Origin of the sequence: Gottfriedia luciferensis (assembly GCF_001712755.1) — a bacterium.
Taxonomy (GTDB): domain Bacteria; phylum Bacillota; class Bacilli; order Bacillales; family Bacillaceae_G; genus Gottfriedia; species Gottfriedia luciferensis_B.
The window spans coordinates 392765-411106 of record NZ_MDKC01000001.1; the positions used below are offsets into that span (position 1 = coordinate 392765).

Sequence of the window (18342 nt, forward strand, 5' to 3'; positions counted from 1 at the left end):
AATCAACAGCCACAAGGAAAAAGAGATTCCTTGTGGCTTTTCTATTTTTACAGAAGTTTTTTTAAAGGAAAAAGTCTAAAAACATAGAATGTTCTTAATTGTGTTTAATTTAAATTCTAATTACGCGTCCTTTTGGAAGGGAACCAATTAAGGAGGATAAGATGACAAATTTACTAGATATTACGATAGGGAAACTATTAGAAGAAAAAGCGAAATTACATCCTACTCATGAGGCTGTTGTCTATGCGGATAGAGGTTTAAGGATGAATTACGAACAATTTGAAAACCACTGTAGAGAAGTAGCAAAAGGTTTGATGAGTCTTAGAATTCAAAAAGGTGATCATATTGCAATATGGTCTTCAAATACACCAGAATGGCTTACTTCACAATTTGCAACTGGTAAAATGGGTGGAGTTCTTGTTACAGTAAACACGAATTATCGTACAGCGGAGCTAGAATATTTGTTAAAGCAATCTGATTCAACAACCATTATTTTAATGGATCAATATAAAGATTCTTCATATATTGAAATGCTTTATGAAATTATACCAGAATTAAAAGATGCTGTTCCTGGAGAACTTCATAGCAGCCGACTGCCATTTTTACGGAACGTAATTGTTCTTGGTGAGAAAAAATACCCTGGAACATTCTCATGGGAAGAGCTTATTTCCATGGCAAAAAATACATCAGACTTAGAGTTAGATAAGAGAATTGCATCAATGAGTCCGTATGATGTAATCAACATGCAATATACATCTGGAACGACTGGTTTCCCAAAAGGTGTAATGCTTACACACTCAAATATCGTCAATAATGGGTTTAATATTGCGAATTGTATGGAATTAACAAAGGCAGATCGTTTATGCATACCCGTGCCATTTTTCCATTGTTTTGGATGTGTTTTAGGTACCATGGCTTGTGTTACTGTTGGAGCAACGATGGTACCTGTTCAAGACTTTAGTCCAAAAAGAGTACTTCAAACAGTACAAGATGAAAAATGTACTGGATTACATGGAGTTCCTACAATGTTTATCGCGGAATTAAATGAACCTAATTTTTCTAAATATGATTTATCAACATTACGAACTGGAATTATGGCAGGTTCAAACTGTCCAATTGAAGTTATGAAGGCAGTAATCGAAAAAATGGGAATTACAGAGATTACAATTGCATATGGCCAAACCGAGTCTTCTCCAGTTATCACACAAACTAGAACGAATGATCCAATTGAGGTACGTGTTGAAACGGTTGGTAAGGCATTACCAAATGTTGAAGTGAAAATAGTAGAACCAGGCACTTCTAATGAAGTACCACGTGGGGTACAAGGTGAACTTTGTACTAGAGGTTATCATGTAATGAAAGGCTACTACAAAAATGAAGAAGCTACTCGTACTGCAATTGATGAAGATGGATGGTTACATACTGGAGATTTAGCGATCATGGATGAGAATGGCTATTGCAAAGTTACAGGTAGGCTCAAAGACATGATTATCCGTGGTGGGGAAAATATTTACCCTCGTGAAATTGAAGAATTTTTATATACTCACCCAGATGTGTTAGATGTTCAAGTTGTTGGAGTACCTGATCATGTGTACGGGGAAGAAGTAATGGCTTGGATTATACTTAAAGAAGGAATTAAAATTACACAAGAGGATATCCGAATGTACTGTAAGGGAAGAATTTCAAAACATAAAATTCCTCGATATATAGAATTTGTAAAAGAGTATCCTATGACTGCCTCAGGAAAAATACAGAAATTCCGACTTAGAGAGCAAGCAGTAGAAACTGCCTCAAAACAAGTTTAATTCAGCTGATTACATCATTGAAGAAATAGCAAAGTGAAATAGAAAGCTTTGCTATTTTTTCATTAAATATTTGTAAAGAATATTCAAATAATTAATTGGATTATGGTAAAATGTGGAGACAATAAATTTAAAGGGGATACAAATTTGAAAATACGAAAAAAGGAATCTTCATGGCAAACTTTTAAAATAATAGTCTATTCTTTTACAATCGCATTAATTGTTAAGATTTTTATTTTTTCACCCTTTATTGTTCAAGGTGCTTCGATGCAACCGACCCTACATAATCATGATTATTTGTTTGTTAACAAAGCCTCATTTCATATTTCATCATTAAATAGAGGCGAAGTTGTCATTATAAAAAAACAAAATGACCCTAAATATTATGTCAAAAGAATCATTGGTTTGCCAAGTGACAACGTTAATTTAACGAATGGACTCCTATATATTAATGGAAAACATATATCTGAAAACTATTTAAATGACCATTTAAAAAATGTCTATAAAGAATATCTTCAATTTAATCAAGTTAAAGTACCTAGCGGGTCCTATTTAGTCATGGGGGATAATCGACTAAATAGTAAAGATAGCAGAAATGGTTTAGGGTATATTAAACAGTCTGAAATAGTCGGTAAAGTTGAAGGAGTTTTTTTCCCTTTTAATCGAGTAAGAATAATACAATAAATGGAAAAATAAAATGGATTAAATAGAGATCATAGAATTAGAAAAAAGGTTTTTCATTAAATTTTCATTTTCATTATATAAAGTAAAAAAGTAACAAAATTAATACTTACAGGTATTTTAAGCTTTATTTAAGGAAATAAATCTTAAATATAAGAATAAATTAATCAAAACTGAAAGTAGGAATATATAATGAAAAAAAGTGAAGAGCTGTTATTAGAGGAAGAAATTTCTCAATTAAAGAAGAATAATTGGTTATTAATGATCGTAGCGATCATCACGATACCTTTTTTAGTAATTAACATGTAATGAAGTAAAGCCTGGATTAGCTAGATACCAGGCTTTTATGCTGTTTAAAAGGAAATTGACTATGAAATAAGTAATTTCATGTTTTTAAGGCCCTTAATCTTCTTTTTCTAGTAATCTAAATGGACGACAATTTAATTGACTTCATACCTATCTGGGTATATAGTTCAAATTAACTAATGTAAAAATTTTACTAAGAAAGGAAAGATTTCTATGTCTTATGATGATCAAATAAAAAATAGAGTAAAAAGAATTGAAGGGCAGCTTAGAGGCATTTTAAAAATGATGGATGAGGATAAAGGATGTAAAGATGTTATCACTCAATTATCAGCAGTAAGAGCGGCAATGGATCGTACAATTGGAGTAATCGTAAGTACGAATCTTATTGAATGTGTAAGGCTTGCTGATGAAAATGGAGAAAATGCAGAAGAGCTAGTTAAAGAAGCAGTTAACTTATTAGTAAAAAGTAGATAAAAAACTTTTGTAAAACTGATCACTGGCCAAAAAATTTCTGAACATCAATTTTCTTGAAAGTAGGACTTTAATGGAATTTTTAAATATTCTAATCATCGTATTAATTGCTTATTTTCTAGTACAAACTTTTCTTCCAATCAAAGGGGTTAAGCAAATATCAACAAATGAATTAAAAAATGAATTGAAAAGTAAGGAAAAACAATTCATTGATGTTAGAACCTCTGCAGAATATAAAGGCAGACATATTAAAGAATTCAAAAATATTCCATTGCATTTGTTAAAGCAAAATATAAATCATCTATCAAAAGATAAGGAAACAATTATTATTTGCCAGAGTGGAATGAGAAGTAAAAAAGCATGTAAAGTTCTTAAAAAAATGGGTTATACCAATATTACAAATGTAAAAGGCGGAATGAGTACCTGGTCTTAATAAAGGAGAATAAATAATGAGAGAAATGACAGCAGAAAAACTTGAAGAGTTATTAAAGAATGGAAATTCACTTAATATTATTGATGTTCGCGAGGCGGATGAAGTAGCAAACGGAATGATCCCAGGTGCGACGCATATTCCACTTGGTTTAATCGAATTTCGCATGGCAGATCTAGATAAAAATAATGAATACATCGTTGTATGTCATGCTGGTGGCAGAAGTAGTCGAGCAGTACAGTTTTTAGAAAGTCACGGTTTTAATGTTGTGAATATGACCGGCGGTATGCTTGCTTGGACAGGCGAAATTGAATAAACGATTTGATCAAAATTGCTTATAAAAGAATATAGGCAATTTTTTTTTATATGTATGGATAGATCAGAATATTCACTGGTTTATTAGTTAAGAGAAAGTGAAAAAGGATGTAAATATCTATGCAAAAAAGAGATAAAGCAGAGATATAGTACCTCATAAAGGGTTCATGAGGAAGTAAAGAGTGAAAAAGCAGAGATATAGTACCTCATATGATTCTTTCATAAACTTTTATTAAAATACACAATAAATCGGACTAGGTATTGACATAAAAAACAGAATATTCTTATAATTAATTAAAATCTAATGTAACAAAAAACAGTAATTAATAGAAAGTTTACCTTTGTCTCGTTTAACTTATTTGAACGATTTACTTTTAATCTACTAAAAAGGGTGTTCAGATGAATCAAGTTAATGAATTAGAAAGCTTTCCGTATCCGTTTAAAGAGGAGATTTATCGTTACTCTAATAATTCTATTCTATTAGATCCACCTGTAAGCATCGAGATTACTCCAAAATATGAAAATGAAATAAAGTTAAAAAGAAGCTTGTTACACAATTCACCTAACCATTGTTATCAGGCACTTCCTACTAGTTTTGAAGGGCAATGGGAAATTGTAGAATTAGTTTTAGATCATTTAATAAGGTACTATCCAAACTTTTTTGAAGTTCATAAGGGGCATGAATATTGGACTATTTATAATAAGCTTCTGATGGAGGAGGAACGATTTAGCTTTGGGGATCGAACTTCTGTTTTAGGAAAGCCTTTGAATTTTATAGGTAGACACGTACAAGAGGATTTAATTTATATGAGTCAACGAGATGGCGATTTATTTTTAGATGCTGGACATCTTTGTTTCCCCTCTAATTGGTCACTTACTTTTAAACTAGGGATGAGATTTAAAGAGATTCATCAGCCAATCCCTATGTTTAGTGAAAAATCATTGGATGATCGAATTCTGCGTTTCTTAAAAAATATTGAACAAGGAGCTCCTTGGACTCGTAAAAATTGGTCATTAATGGCAGGGAAAAGATTAGATACTTCGTTAGAAACATTTAATCAATGGGGAAAAGATAGACAAAAAGTTACAGCTGATAATGTAGGGAGTTTTGTTCACTTACGTGTTGAAGTTCAAAAGTTATTTAGGCTGGCTGCTAGTAATGGGCTCCTTTTTACGATTCATACTCACTTATTACCATTAGAGCAATTAACTTTAAATAAGGTATGGTTAGAGCAATTTTATAAAATTCTATGTGAATTACCGGATTTCATTTTAGATTATAAAGGAATCTCTTCATATAAAAAAGAAGTAATAACATATTTAAAAAATAAACTTGATGAAGTTGGGTAGAATGCGATGAATAATTTAATAGTTGAAGAAGCTAGTTTTATAGATGGAAAAAGAAAATACTTAATCTGTTCGAATCATAGAGGGAGGGCGTTAATCCAGCCAATTTTAGAAAAGTTACTTGAGAAAAATTATTCTTTTGATTTTGTCTTCATCGGATTTGATTCAAGTCCAGAACAATTGCAAAATAATCTTAAAACTTGGTTGCAAAGTCAGAAAATGGGTAGCTATTTATATATAGCACTTAGTAAAGAAGAGCTTAAAAATTTACGGCCGATTATAGAGGATGTTGGATTTTTTGAGGATGAAGTACAATATGTTGGTTATGGTGAATTGAACTCGAAGGTTTTTTGTTGTCGATGTCATAGTTTAACTGAATTAAAAAATTTAGAAATTGGGAAAGAAGTTCAATGTCAAAACTGTCATTTATTACTTTCAGTTTCTGACCATTATTCTGTTCATTATGACGCATATTTAGGAAATATCGCTAAATTGTAGATGGGAGTGAATGGATTGATTGAGAATACGATACTAGTTCGTGTTAATGAAATAAAGCAAATAACACAACAGGTTAAAGAGTTTAGTTTTATTCCAATTGATGAATTTAATCTTCCAACTTTTAGTGGAGGTTCTCATATTAATACATATGTTGCTACAGAAAATGAGATTATTTGCAGACCTTATTCTTTAGTTCATCATTCACTTATTGATAACACTTATAAAATCGCCATCCAACTAAGTTCGGAATCAAAGGGCGGTTCAAAATATTGGCATGAACGAATTAAAATAGGTGATCGATTACGGATTAGCTATCCAAAAAATCATTTTCCATTAAGTTCAAGAGCAAAACATCATGTGTTTTATGCAGCGGGTATTGGGATAACGCCATTTTTATCGATGATGAAAGAATTAAAAAGTAAAAATAAGTCTTTTGAACTTCACTATACTTCGGCAACAAAATCAAGTAGTGCGTTTTATGACTTTTTAAATGAATCTTATAAAGAAGAGACTACATTTTACTTTACGAAAGAGCTTAATTCTAGTCGGATAAAAGTTGAAACGCTTTTAGACCATTCAATCGGTACTCATGTATATTTTTGTGGTCCTAATCGGTTCATTTCTCAATTTAATGAATCAGCTTATGCATTTGGCTATCCGAAATCAAGTGTCCATATTGAGGTTTTTACACCACAATTATTGGCTAGCTCTAGACCTTTTGAGATAGTACTTTCGAATGGTACTACAAAACAAGTTCCCGTTGATAAAACTTTATTAGATGTTTTACTTGATGAGGGCTTAAAAGTACCCTATTCCTGTAGAGTTGGTAGATGTGGGACATGCGAAGTTAATGTAATCGATGGTCAAATTGAGCATCATGATTTCTTATTGGATGAGGATCAAAGAAAAAGTAATAAAACGATTTTAACGTGTGTCTCTAGGGCAAAATCAAATCAAATAATCCTTGAGATATAGCGTTCGATTTTAGTAAAACAGCTAGACTACCTATTTAATTGGGTAGACTAGCTGTTTTATTTTTAGCAAAAAATAATGTCAAAATATATTTACAAATAAGAGCATTTAAAAAATACGTAATTTTCATAATTTTAGAGGATTTTTGAAAGAGTATGTCGAAATTTTAATTATTCTTTGCATTTATATTCTTAATGAAAAGAAAAATCGACTTTATTACATAGATAAATTCGATGATCTAATTTATTTTTACATCTTATTAAATTAAGAGTTAAAGAAAGGAGTGGCTTTATACATGTCAGAAAATACGAAAACTTCGAACCATAACTTGGAAGAGAATTTATTTGCTGAATTTCCAAAGCCTACTGTACAAGAGTGGAGAGATGTTGTTGAAAAATCCTTAAAAGGAGCCACTATTGAGGAAAAGCTAGTAACAAAAACGTATGAAGAAATAATTTTGAAGCCGATGTATGGGGAAGAAGATATTGCTAACTTTCCTTATTTAAACGCTCAACCAGGAGAATTTCCTTATGTTAGAGGTACAAGTGAACAAGGTTATCTAGAAAAACCATGGGAAATTAGTCAGGAATTAGATTGTTCAACGCCTGAGGAGTTCAACCGTGTTGCTAAACATGATTTAGACAAAGGGCAAACGATGTTAAAGATTCAACTTAACGAATCTTTCGAAACAAATAATAAAAATAATGATTTAAATAAAGGGTTAATCTTAACATCTATTAATGATGTTAGAGTAGCCTTTCAAAATATAAATTTAGAAGAAGTTCCTTTATATATTGAAACAGTTAACGGCGGGCAAGCATTTTTTGGATCATTTATCGCATATTTGCAACAACAAAATTACGATTTTAATAAAATAAATGGATTTATTGGAATGGATCCGATCAGTCATTTAGTGAAAGAAGGGACACTTCCGTATTCTATTGAAAATGCTTACAAAATGATGGCTGAGATCACCAAATGGTCAGTTAGACATACGCCAAATTTAAGAAATATTTTAGTGCAGTCACATCCTTATCACGATGCTGGAGGAAATGCAGTGCAAGAATTAGCATTTGCTATTTCAACTGGATTAGAGTATCTACGTGAAATGGATAACCAACAAATTCCGCTTGATGATGCAGCGACGAAAATACTTTTCTCGTTTTCAGTCGGATCGAACTTCTTTATGGAAATCGCAAAATTAAGAGCAGCTAGAATGATTTGGGCAAGAATGATGAAAGAATTAGGTGGCAATGAAGCTTCCCAAAAAATGACTATTCATTCTCGTACATCGACGTGGACGAAAACGATTTATGATCCTTATGTCAATATACTTAGAGGAACTGTTGAAGCTTTTGCAGGAGTAATTGGAGGAACTGACTCACTTCATGTTTCACCATTCGATGAATCGATTAAATCATCTGATGAGTTTTCTAGACGTATTGCAAGAAATACACATTTAATTCTTGAAAAAGAATCAAATTTATCAAAAGTCGCTGATCCAGCTGGTGGTTCTTGGTATATTGAATCACTTACTTACTCTTTGGCTGAAAAAGCATGGGAACTATTCCAAAAAATTGAAGAAAAAGGTGGAATGGTAAAGGCAATACAAGAAGGCTTCCCACAAGCTTTAGTTAGACAGATTGCAGAAGAAAAGTCGGGCAACATAAAAAATAGAAAAGATAAATTTATTGGGACTAATATCTATCCAAATCTGAATGAAACAGGGTTAGAGAAAAAAGAATTGGATCGTAGAGAAGTTGAGGGGAATAAAGAAAACTTCGAGAGCAGTTCAGATCATTTTATCTTACAAAGTGGTTGTTCAGTTGAAGATATCATTGATGCAGCAAGTAATGGCGCAACAATAACGAGTATTTTAAATGCAATGAATTTAATAGAATCAGAACTTCCTAGCGTTAATCAATTAAACATACATCGTGGTGCACAACCTTATGAATCATTGCGCCAAAATTCTCAAAGCTATAAAAATAGTACAGGTGAATTTCCAACTGTATTTGTAGCTAATTTTGGACAAGTTGCAGCATATAAACCTCGAACGGACTTTGTAACTGATTTTTTTGAAGTTGGAGGATTTAAGGTGCTTCAAAATAAAGGCTTTGCATCAATTGATGAAATAATTGTCTCATTTAAAAAATCAGAATCGACAATTGTTGTCATTTGTTCAACTGATGATCAATATTCAGCAGTTGTACCTTCTATAACAAATCAGATTAAAACAATTAATCCGAATGCAAAAGTACTTTTAGCAGGGAAGCCGTCGATCGATGATATGAAATTATATAAAGAAGTTGGAATTGATGATTTCATTCATATTAATGTAAATAATTTCGAGAAGTTGCAAAATCTTCAAAAGGATGGAGGGATTACGAAATGAACAAACTAACAGACTTTACAAAGATGCCATTTAATACAACATTTTCAGCACCAAATATAGCACCTCCTAAACCGATGCAAGTTAATCATGATGATTGGAAAACTTTAGAACAAATAGATGTAAAACCATTATATGATTCGACTGATCTAAATCAGATAGAACATTTAGGTTACGTTTCTGGAATTGCTCCGTTTTTACGTGGACCTTACCCTGCGATGTATATAAACAAGCCTTGGACAATTCGTCAATATGCCGGCTTTTCAACTGCAGAAGAAAGTAATGCATTTTATCGAAGAAATTTAGCTGCTGGTCAAAAAGGTTTATCGATTGCGTTTGATTTAGCCACTCACCGTGGATATGATTCAGATCATCCTCGTGTTGAAGGGGATGTTGGAAAAGCAGGGGTTGCAATTGATTCAATCCTTGATATGAAAATTTTATTTGATGGTATTCCTTTAGATAAAATGTCAGTTTCAATGACAATGAATGGTGCAGTACTTCCTGTTTTAGCATTTTATATTGTTGCTGCTGAAGAACAAGGGGTAGATCAATCACAGCTTACAGGAACGATTCAAAACGATATTTTGAAAGAATATATGGTGAGAAATACTTATATTTATCCGCCAGAAGCATCAATGCGTATTATCGCTGATATTTTTTCTTATACTTCACAACATATGCCAAAATTCAACAGCATCAGTATATCTGGTTACCATATGCAAGAAGCAGGGGCTACTGCAGATATCGAATTAGGCTATACTTTGGCAAATGGACTGGAATATGTTCGAACTGGTTTAAAAGCGGGAATCGATATTGATTCGTTTGCCCCTCGTTTATCATTTTTCTGGGGAATCGGAATGAACTATTTCATGGAAATTGCAAAAATGAGAGCAGCTCGTCTACTTTGGGCTAAATTGATCAAATCATTTGACCCAAAGAAAGAAAAATCTATGGCGCTAAGAACGCATTCACAAACATCTGGTTGGAGTTTAACTGAACAAGATCCATTTAATAATGTGACTCGTACTTGTATTGAAGCGATGGCTGCTGTGTTAGGACATACGCAATCACTTCATACGAATGCTTTAGATGAAGCGATTGCATTACCAACTGATTTCTCTGCTCGTATTGCCCGAAATACGCAGCTTTATTTACAAGAAGAAACTGGAATTTGTAAAGTAGTTGACCCTTGGGGAGGCTCATATTACGTTGAATCGTTAACAAGTGAATTAGTTCAAAAAGCTTGGGCACATATTAAAGAGGTTGAATCATTAGGTGGTATGGCAAAAGCGATTGAAACTGGTTTACCAAAGATGAGAATCGAAGAAGCAGCAGCAAGACGTCAAGCTCACATCGATTCAGGTAAAGAAACAATTATTGGCGTTAATAAATACCGTCTTGAAAAAGAAGATCCATTAGATGTTTTAGAAGTCGACAATACTGCTGTTCGTGAAGCGCAAATTTTGCGATTACAAGAGCTTCGAGCAACTAGAGATGAAGCGAAAGTTCAGTCAACATTAGCCGCAATTACTGAGGCAGCGGAGTCTGGGGAAGGTAATTTGTTAGCGCTTGCAATTGAGGCTGCTAGAGCACGTGCAACTTTAGGTGAAATCTCAGATGCTTATGAAAAAGTAGTGGGTAGACATAAAGCTGTTATTCGTTCAATCATGGGCGTTTACAGTGCGGAATACGGTGAAAAAGATGAAATAGAGATTGTACGTAAAATGGCTGATGATTTTGAAGAAAAAGAAGGTCGTCGTCCTCGTATTATGATTGCTAAACTAGGACAAGACGGTCATGATCGTGGAGCGAAAGTAATTGCAACAGCATTTGCTGATTTAGGCTTTGATGTAGATATCGGTCCTTTATTCCAAACACCAGCGGAAACGGCACTTCAAGCAGTTGAAAATGATGTTCATGTTATCGGAATGAGCTCTTTAGCAGGAGGCCATAAAACGCTACTTCCACAATTAATGGAAGAATTAAAAAAACTAGGTCGACCAGACATTGTTCTTGTTGCTGGAGGGGTAATACCTGCAGGAGACTATGAGTTTTTATTAAAGAACGGAGCGGCAGCAATCTTCGGACCAGGTACTGTTATCCCAGTTGCGGCACAAAAGGTTATTGAAGAAATTAATCGCCGACTTGAGGATTCGATTTAAATGGATCACGAAAACAAAAGAAAGAAAAAGCTTTCAGAAGACGACTATGTAAATGGAGTACTTGAAGGCAATCGAACTATTTTAGCCCAAACAATTACCCTTATAGAAAGTAATTCGTCAGCACATATGAATTCTGCACAAAATGTGTTGACGAGGTTACTTCCTCATTCAGGTCGTTCGATCCGGATTGGAATAACTGGGGTTCCAGGTGCCGGTAAAAGTAGTTTAATAGAAAGCTTTGGAACATATTTGTGTGAACAAGGACATAAAGTAGCCGTTTTAACAATTGACCCAAGTAGCACAATTACAAAAGGTAGTATTTTAGGAGACAAAACAAGAATGGATTCACTTTCAAAGAATCCGAATGCATTTATTAGGCCATCTGCATCAGGTGGATCTCTTGGTGGGATTGCACGTAAAACACGAGAATCTATGCTAGTGTGCGAAGCAGCAGGCTATGACGTGATTTTAATCGAAACTGTCGGTGTTGGACAAAGTGAAGTACAGGTTCGTTCAATGGTAGATTTTTTTCTTTTAGTCATGCTAACTGGGGCTGGAGACGAGTTACAAGGAATTAAAAAAGGCATCATGGAACTTGCAGATTCAATTGTTATCAATAAAGCCGATGGACAAAACAAATTAAAGGCCAAAGCGGCTAAGGCTGAATTTAATCGAATACTTCACTTATTACAGCCTTCCACTCCAGGTTGGTCTAGTAAAGCATATACAGCTTCCGCGTTACTAGGTGAAGGTATTGAAGAAATATGGAATGAAATTAATGCGTTTAAAAATTTAACAACTGAATCTGGCTATTTTTCTTTGCGCCGTCAAAAACAAATGATTGATTGGATGTACAACATGGTTTTTGAACAGTTGAAACTAAGTTTTATGAATCATGAAAGTGTAAAACTAAATTTAAAATCGATTGAAAGCTCAATTGTAAATGGAGAATTAACAGCAACTTCAGCTGCAAACTATTTATTATCCATTTTTGAAAGCAATAGGAAGGAGCCATTGTAATGCATGAGACTAGTCCAAAAAAAATTAATCATATTGGAATTGCAGTAAGAGATTTAGAAACTTCTATTCAATTGTATACGAATGTACTTGGCTTAAAACTTAAAGGAATTGAAACAGTTGAAAGTGAAAAAGTACGAGTAGCATTTATCGAAATCGGAGAAGTGAAAATTGAACTTTTAGAAGCAACTAGTCCAGAAAGCCCAATCGCAAAGTTTATTGAGAAAAAAGGCGAAGGAATTCACCATATCGCATTAGAAACAGAAAACTGTGAGAAACAGCTTGAAATGATGAAAGAACACGGAATTAAACTTATAAATGAAGTTCCAAAAAAGGGGGCGCATGATAGCCTAGTCGCTTTCCTTCATCCAAATTCAACGAATAAAGTATTGTTTGAGCTATGCCAACCATCATCTAGTGCTACTAAGAAAGGAAGTTGAATAAAGTTATGACGACAGCTTATGAGAAAATTAATGAATTAATGGACCGAAAGAGAGTAATTGAACTAGGCGGTGGAGACGAGCGAATAGATTCACAGCATAATAGAGGGAAATTAACTGCTAGAGAACGTATTAATCTTTTATTAGATGAAGATACTTTTGTCGAATTAAATCCTTTTATTAAACACCGCGCTACTAATTTTGGAATGGATAAAATGGATAGTCCAGGTGAAGGTGTAGTCACAGGTTACGGTAAAGTCCATGGACGTTTAATCTATGTTTTTGCACAAGATTTTACAGTATTTGGTGGAGCATTAGGTGAAATGCATGCTATTAAAATTGCAAAAGCTATGGACTTAGCTGCAAAAGTAGGTGCTCCGATTATAGGATTAAACGATTCTGGTGGTGCTAGAATACAAGAAGGAGTAGTTTCATTAGACGGTTACGGTCATGTATTTTATCGAAATTCGATCTACTCTGGCGTTATTCCGCAAATATCAGTCATAATGGGACCATGTGCAGGTGGAGCAGTCTATTCACCAGCTATTACTGATTTTGTTTTTATGGTTGAAAAGACAAGCCAAATGTTTATTACAGGTCCAAAAGTAATTGAAACAATTACTGGAGAAAAAATTACAACGGAAAATCTTGGTGGGGCAAAAGTTCATTCTTCGATTAGCGGAGTAGCTCATTTTACCGAAGAATCAGAACCAGAAATATTGGAACAAGTACGCAGATTAATTAGCTTTTTACCTCAAAATAATAATGAAAAACCAGAAGGAGTTCCATTCTTTGAAAAAGATGATTGGAGAGAAGATCTAATTGACTTAGTTCCAATCGAGTCTACGAAAGTTTACGATGTAAGAAAAGTAATTGAGCAAATTCTTGATAATGGAGACTTCATGGAAGTACAACCAAACTTTGCGAAGAACATTGTTATTGGATTTGGTCGAATTGATGGTCACAGTGTTGGAATCATAGCAAATCAGCCAAAAGTAATGGCAGGTGGACTTGATATTAATTCTTCTGATAAACTATCAAGATTTATCCGTTTCTGTGATTCATTTAATATTCCTTTAATTACATTTGAAGATGTAACAGGTTTCTTCCCAGGTGTAAACCAGGAGCATGGTGGAATTATTCGTCACGGAGCTAAAATTTTATATGCATATTCAGAAGCTACAGTTCCAAAAATTACAGTAATCTTAAGAAAAGCATATGGTGGCGCATACGTAGCAATGAACTCTAAAGCAATCGGTGCAGATGTAGTATACGCTTGGCCAAATGCAGAAATCGCCGTAATGGGACCAGAAGGAGCAGCAAATATTATCTTTGCAAAAGAAATTAATCAAAGTATCGATCCAATTGCAACTCGAGCTGAAAAAATTTCAGAATACAGAGAAATGTTTGCAAATCCATATGTTGCAGCTTCTCATGGCATGGTCGATGATGTTATTGATCCAAGAGAAACACGTAAAGTCTTAAAACAATCCTTAGAAATGTTAAGTACAAAAAGTGAAACACGACCTAAAAAGAAACATGGAAATATCCCGCTTTAAAATGTAGTGGATTGTAATGGAAAACAACGTTACTAAATTGACTATATTGAGAATATTTTGATCGAGGTAAAAAGACCTTAATTCAACAGAATGACTAGATATACTTTAAGATTAGTATATCTAGTCAGAGTGTTGAAATATAAAATGGTGTATATGGAAATCGCACATTAAATTGAACTTATTTATGATGATATGATCATTTTTTGATGATTTATTAATGGAGTTAAATGTTAATATATTGAGCAATTTCATGATTCCAATAATCACTAGTAATGATTTTTTTCTGAAGTTGAAAATATTATGTACTAATTTTTAGAAAAACAAATTCAATTGATTAGTTTAATTAAAGTTCGATATTTGTTGACCTACAACACAACAGTTAGGTTACTCTAGATTACTCTAAGTAAAGGCTATTTGATTAGGATTTATTGCAAACTTTTTTTGGTGAATAAGTTGATTGGAATGGAGGGGTGCTCGACTCCTATGGGATTAGCGGGAAGGCTGAGACCCCGCAGCCTTGCCGAGGAGGCTAAAGAATCCCGCCCCATGGAAAGCGAGCATCCTGTAATGGAAATCAACATCACTCTACTCCTTTTACGAAAATTTAGTAATTTAATTGACAAGCTTGTTTCTCAACAGCGTGACTAGATATACTATAAGATTAGTATATCTAGTTTTTTTGTGAGAAAATGTTAAAAATTACATTTTAATAAACCAACTAATCTATTGATAAATAAAAATATTTATGTTATAATATTATATTTTATTATTGACTGAGTGAACTATAGACGGTACGATAGTACTTAGAAATGATTACACAATATAGTTCGGGAGTGATTTTATGCTTGGTAAAAGTAAGATCCAAATGTTAAGCATTACGATGAATTCAAATGGTATGACAAATACAATTCATCCAACACTAATTTGGGATGAAGAAGATGTCGTATTAATTGATACAGGTTATCCAGGACAATTAAAAGAATTTCAAAATTGCTTTGAAACTATTGGTGTACCTTTTGAAAAACTGAATAAAATACTGATTACTCATCAGGATATTGATCATATTGGAAGTCTTTCTGTGATTGTAGAAGAGTCTACTAACGAAATTGAAGTCTATGCAAGTGAAATAGAAAAACCGTATATTCAAGGTGAAAAGTTACTTATTAAAATAACACCCGAAAAAATTGCAAAAGCTGTAGCGTCCTTACCAGCGGATACAACAGATGACTTTCGAAAAGCATTTAAAAACAGATTAGAAAACCCACCAAAAGGTAAAGTTAACCATATTGTTACCCCTGGAAATGATTTGGAAATTTGTGGTGGTATTACTGTAATTGATACTGCTGGACATACACCAGGGCATATAAGCTTTTATCATAAGGAGTCGAAAACATTAGTTGCAGGTGATGCACTAATAATTGAAAATGATCAATTAAACCCTTCAAACCCACAATACACATATGATATTGAACAATCGATAAAATCACTTGAGGCTTTATTGTCATTTGATATTGAAAAAGTGATCTGTTATCATGGTGGACTTTTTGAGAGGAATATAAAAGAAAGATTAAGTGAAATCATTCGATTAAAATTTTAAAAAATCGTTTTTGGAGGCAAAGAAATGAGTAACAAGAATTATCATGAATTAATAAAAAATCGTGTTTTTTTCGGTGGGGCAGATGACGTAAAAGACATGATGGAAAATGAAAATGCAAATATTGTTTTTGATCTAAGAGTAAAAAAATATGAGGTTGACCCTCAAATTAACCGTGTACATAGTCCGATTGTTGATGACAAAGAAGAACAAGCAGAAACACTTAAAAGAGCGATTGATCATGTAGTAGAAGCTTATCAAAATGATCAAAAAGTGTATTTCCATTGTGGTGGTGGCAATACACGTGCAGGTACAGTGGCAATGGGAGCATTAATTGCACTAAACAAAGCTAAAACAATTGAAGAAGCTGAAGAAATGGCTAGATCAATCCGTCCAACAATTAAATCGAATCCTAATATGAAGGAATCCTTAAAAAAGATTTTTCCTAATGCTTAAATAAATATAAAAAACGCTAATTATACAATTTTGGTTTGTATCATTTAGCGTTTTTTATTAAAATATACCATTTAAATGATCTTTTACACACTTTATGAATTCATTTTTGTCACTTGTATTTTCTTTCGTAATTGGAGATATTACCCAAAAGTCTTGATAAAAATAATCTGTTTCTTTAATTGGGATTATTTTTAATTCGCCACTTAATACTTCGGGAAAATATTTTAAAGTTGTATTATGCACAAAAGTAAATACGCGTCCTTCCTTAATAATTTCAATAAGTGTCATAGTACGGTTTGATTTAAGAACGATCTCATTTTTAAATTTTTTAGCTAATTGCAGAAAATTTTTATTCGAAAAAGTATACATTACGACCTTTTGATAAAGTAAGTCTTCAGCTGTAACATAATCTAATTCATATAAAGGAGAATTTTTGCCTACTATAATGCACACTTTTCCTTTACTTAAGAATTCGAAATTAATATTATTTTCCTTTTCTAATTCCGCTTTAGAAGATACAACTAACGCTAGGTCATAGTCCTCTTTTGTTAAATTGTTAATAATCTGAGGTGTACCTTGTTCAATTAATTCAATAGTCGCTCCATTGTTATTTCCAGAGTATTTTTTTAAAACATCATGAATTGTATAAGTAAAAGTTGGTGCACATGCAATTTTCATATGTTTTACTCTAGTTTCCTTAAAATCCGAAAGCTGTTCTTTTAATTCTTTTAAATTATTTAAAATTTCAACTGACCTAGATAATACTAACTCTCCCTCAATAGTTAAGGTAATTCCACCTCTAGATCGATTAAATATATTTATTTCTAATTCTCTTTCAAGTTGACTAATGGCTTGACTAACCCCAGAAGGAGAAATATGCAATTTTTTCGCTGCTTTTGAAATCGACTTTTCATTCGCGATACTTACAACGTATTCTAGTTGTTCAAAGTTCATATTAACCTCCTAATATAAAAACTAACTTTCCCTATCAATAGTTTAATATATTTATGTGCTTTACATTGTTAAGTATTACTTAACAATAGCTTAACATATATGAAATATAATTTCTGTCGTAAACAATGTAAAATACTACTTAATTCCATATAATTTTATAGGAATAATTAGGATTAAGCAATGAAATATCAGTAATTGAATCTAGTTACTGTTGAAAGTTGGGAATAAAAATGTTTACTTACAATGAGTTTAATCACCACGAAAATAAAACATTTATTTTTGTTGAAAATACTCTTTTCGTATCTGGAATCTGTACAATTTTAGTACATCATAATCTAGATGCTAGAAAAATAGATTTCCATGAAATTAATACAAACGATTTAAATGAATCATTTTTTATTTGTCATGTGAAAAATGAAGAGATGGAAGAAAAATCTCAGCTTTTAAAGTTAATTGATAAGAACATTAATATAGTAATCATTAAAAATAATATAGATTATAATGAAATTGAGAGTTTGATGAAAATTGGGGTAAATGGAATTTGCTTAACTGACATTGATGAACAATATTTACTTCATATTGTAAGACAAGTTCAAAATGGTCAATTCTTCTTAGATTCTCGATTAACAAATTTAATCATTCAAGAAAATAAACGAATGCTTGAGAATGGAAATAAAAAGAAAGAACTAGATTATGAAGCGATGAATAATCTTTTGACGAAAAGAGAAATTGAAATTTTACAACTTTTAGCTCAAGGATTTTCCAATATTCAAATAGGATCTGAATTATTTATTTCGAGTAAAACTGTTAAAAATCATGTTTCAAATATAATTCAAAAATTACAGGTATCTGATCGATTAAATGCTGTGATTTCTGCAATCAAAAATAATTGGATTTCGTTTGACTAATTAACAAATGACACTAATCTATTACTTAAAAGGAT

General features: G+C 32.6%; 17 protein-coding genes. 16 read left to right on the top strand and 1 reads right to left on the bottom strand.

Features of this window, described 5'->3' with window-relative positions; genetic code table 11:
- The first annotated feature begins 161 nt into the window (after positions 1-161).
- The 15 genes from BED47_RS02030 to BED47_RS02100 all read left to right on the top strand — a co-directional run bounded on the left by BED47_RS02030 (position 162) and on the right by BED47_RS02100 (position 16445).
- Entirely contained in the window at positions 162-1805 is a 1644-nt protein-coding gene (locus BED47_RS02030; RefSeq protein ID WP_069032149.1) for an AMP-binding protein, read from the top strand.
- 144 nt (positions 1806-1949) lie between these two features.
- Complete coding sequence (gene lepB, locus BED47_RS02035; RefSeq protein ID WP_254664521.1) at positions 1950-2486, top strand: signal peptidase I; 537 nt, start codon at positions 1950-1952, stop codon at positions 2484-2486.
- Positions 2487-3002: 516 nt separating this feature from the next.
- Entirely contained in the window at positions 3003-3263 is a 261-nt protein-coding gene (locus tag BED47_RS02040) for a metal-sensitive transcriptional regulator (RefSeq protein ID WP_069032150.1), read from the top strand.
- A gap of 70 nt (positions 3264-3333) precedes the next feature.
- Positions 3334-3693: a rhodanese-like domain-containing protein gene (locus BED47_RS02045; protein ID WP_069032151.1), complete on the top strand. Its 360-nt coding sequence runs from the start codon at positions 3334-3336 to the stop codon at positions 3691-3693.
- 16 nt (positions 3694-3709) lie between these two features.
- On the top strand, positions 3710-4006 hold the full coding sequence (locus BED47_RS02050) for a rhodanese-like domain-containing protein (protein WP_069032152.1): 297 nt from the start codon (positions 3710-3712) through the stop codon (positions 4004-4006).
- Positions 4007-4404: 398 nt separating this feature from the next.
- Positions 4405-5355: a heme-dependent oxidative N-demethylase family protein gene (locus BED47_RS02055; RefSeq protein ID WP_069032153.1), complete on the top strand. Its 951-nt coding sequence runs from the start codon at positions 4405-4407 to the stop codon at positions 5353-5355.
- Between the two features lie 6 nt (positions 5356-5361).
- Positions 5362-5850 carry a dimethylamine monooxygenase subunit DmmA family protein gene (locus BED47_RS02060; RefSeq protein WP_069032154.1) on the top strand — a complete coding sequence of 163 codons (489 nt, stop codon included), beginning with the start codon at positions 5362-5364 and terminating at the stop codon, positions 5848-5850.
- Positions 5851-5856: 6 nt separating this feature from the next.
- The gene (locus tag BED47_RS02065) at positions 5857-6825 is read left to right on the top strand and encodes a PDR/VanB family oxidoreductase (protein WP_254664522.1); all 969 of its coding nucleotides are present in this window, start codon (positions 5857-5859) and stop codon (positions 6823-6825) included.
- A gap of 292 nt (positions 6826-7117) precedes the next feature.
- A complete protein-coding gene (locus BED47_RS02070) occupies positions 7118-9217 on the top strand; it encodes a methylmalonyl-CoA mutase family protein (protein ID WP_069032156.1) in 2100 nt (699 codons plus the stop codon).
- Positions 9214-11379 (top strand): methylmalonyl-CoA mutase, encoded by a 2166-nt coding sequence (gene scpA / locus BED47_RS02075; protein ID WP_069032157.1) that lies wholly within the window; start codon positions 9214-9216, stop codon positions 11377-11379. The genes BED47_RS02070 and scpA overlap by 4 nt, the downstream gene beginning before the upstream one ends.
- A complete protein-coding gene (gene meaB, locus BED47_RS02080; protein WP_069032158.1) occupies positions 11380-12399 on the top strand; it encodes a methylmalonyl Co-A mutase-associated GTPase MeaB in 1020 nt (339 codons plus the stop codon).
- Positions 12399-12836: a methylmalonyl-CoA epimerase gene (gene mce, locus BED47_RS02085; RefSeq protein WP_069032159.1), complete on the top strand. Its 438-nt coding sequence runs from the start codon at positions 12399-12401 to the stop codon at positions 12834-12836. Before meaB ends, mce begins: the two co-directional genes overlap by 1 nt.
- 8 nt (positions 12837-12844) lie before the next feature.
- Positions 12845-14395, top strand: coding sequence for an acyl-CoA carboxylase subunit beta (locus BED47_RS02090; RefSeq protein ID WP_069032160.1), 1551 nt, complete (start codon positions 12845-12847; stop codon positions 14393-14395).
- An 841-nt stretch (positions 14396-15236) separates the two neighbouring features.
- Positions 15237-15992, top strand: a complete 756-nt coding sequence (locus BED47_RS02095) for an MBL fold metallo-hydrolase (protein ID WP_069032161.1) — start codon at positions 15237-15239, stop codon at positions 15990-15992.
- A 24-nt stretch (positions 15993-16016) separates the two neighbouring features.
- Positions 16017-16445 carry a protein-tyrosine phosphatase family protein gene (locus BED47_RS02100; RefSeq protein WP_069032162.1) on the top strand — a complete coding sequence of 143 codons (429 nt, stop codon included), beginning with the start codon at positions 16017-16019 and terminating at the stop codon, positions 16443-16445.
- A 57-nt stretch (positions 16446-16502) separates the two neighbouring features.
- On the opposite strand, the gene BED47_RS02105 is transcribed toward BED47_RS02100, so the two are convergent.
- Positions 16503-17399 (bottom strand): LysR family transcriptional regulator, encoded by an 897-nt coding sequence (locus BED47_RS02105; RefSeq protein WP_069032163.1) that lies wholly within the window; start codon positions 17397-17399, stop codon positions 16503-16505.
- Positions 17400-17629: 230 nt separating this feature from the next.
- Between BED47_RS02105 and BED47_RS24295 the strand changes: the two genes are divergently transcribed.
- Entirely contained in the window at positions 17630-18307 is a 678-nt protein-coding gene (locus tag BED47_RS24295; RefSeq protein ID WP_069032164.1) for a response regulator transcription factor, read from the top strand.
- Positions 18308-18342: the final 35 nt, after the last annotated feature.

Coding starts and splice junctions, on each gene's coding strand:
- scpA (WP_069032157.1), top strand. CDS start 9,214: ATGAACAAACTAACAGACTTTACAAAGATGCCATTTAATACAACATTT.
- BED47_RS02105 (WP_069032163.1), bottom strand. CDS start 17,399: ATGAACTTTGAACAACTAGAATACGTTGTAAGTATCGCGAATGAAAAG.
- meaB (WP_069032158.1), top strand. CDS start 11,380: ATGGATCACGAAAACAAAAGAAAGAAAAAGCTTTCAGAAGACGACTAT.
- mce (WP_069032159.1), top strand. CDS start 12,399: ATGCATGAGACTAGTCCAAAAAAAATTAATCATATTGGAATTGCAGTA.
- BED47_RS02070 (WP_069032156.1), top strand. CDS start 7,118: ATGTCAGAAAATACGAAAACTTCGAACCATAACTTGGAAGAGAATTTA.
- BED47_RS02030 (WP_069032149.1), top strand. CDS start 162: ATGACAAATTTACTAGATATTACGATAGGGAAACTATTAGAAGAAAAA.
- BED47_RS02045 (WP_069032151.1), top strand. CDS start 3,334: ATGGAATTTTTAAATATTCTAATCATCGTATTAATTGCTTATTTTCTA.
- BED47_RS02095 (WP_069032161.1), top strand. CDS start 15,237: ATGCTTGGTAAAAGTAAGATCCAAATGTTAAGCATTACGATGAATTCA.
- BED47_RS24295 (WP_069032164.1), top strand. CDS start 17,630: ATGTTTACTTACAATGAGTTTAATCACCACGAAAATAAAACATTTATT.
- BED47_RS02055 (WP_069032153.1), top strand. CDS start 4,405: ATGAATCAAGTTAATGAATTAGAAAGCTTTCCGTATCCGTTTAAAGAG.
- BED47_RS02090 (WP_069032160.1), top strand. CDS start 12,845: ATGACGACAGCTTATGAGAAAATTAATGAATTAATGGACCGAAAGAGA.
- BED47_RS02040 (WP_069032150.1), top strand. CDS start 3,003: ATGTCTTATGATGATCAAATAAAAAATAGAGTAAAAAGAATTGAAGGG.
- BED47_RS02060 (WP_069032154.1), top strand. CDS start 5,362: ATGAATAATTTAATAGTTGAAGAAGCTAGTTTTATAGATGGAAAAAGA.
- BED47_RS02050 (WP_069032152.1), top strand. CDS start 3,710: ATGAGAGAAATGACAGCAGAAAAACTTGAAGAGTTATTAAAGAATGGA.
- BED47_RS02100 (WP_069032162.1), top strand. CDS start 16,017: ATGAGTAACAAGAATTATCATGAATTAATAAAAAATCGTGTTTTTTTC.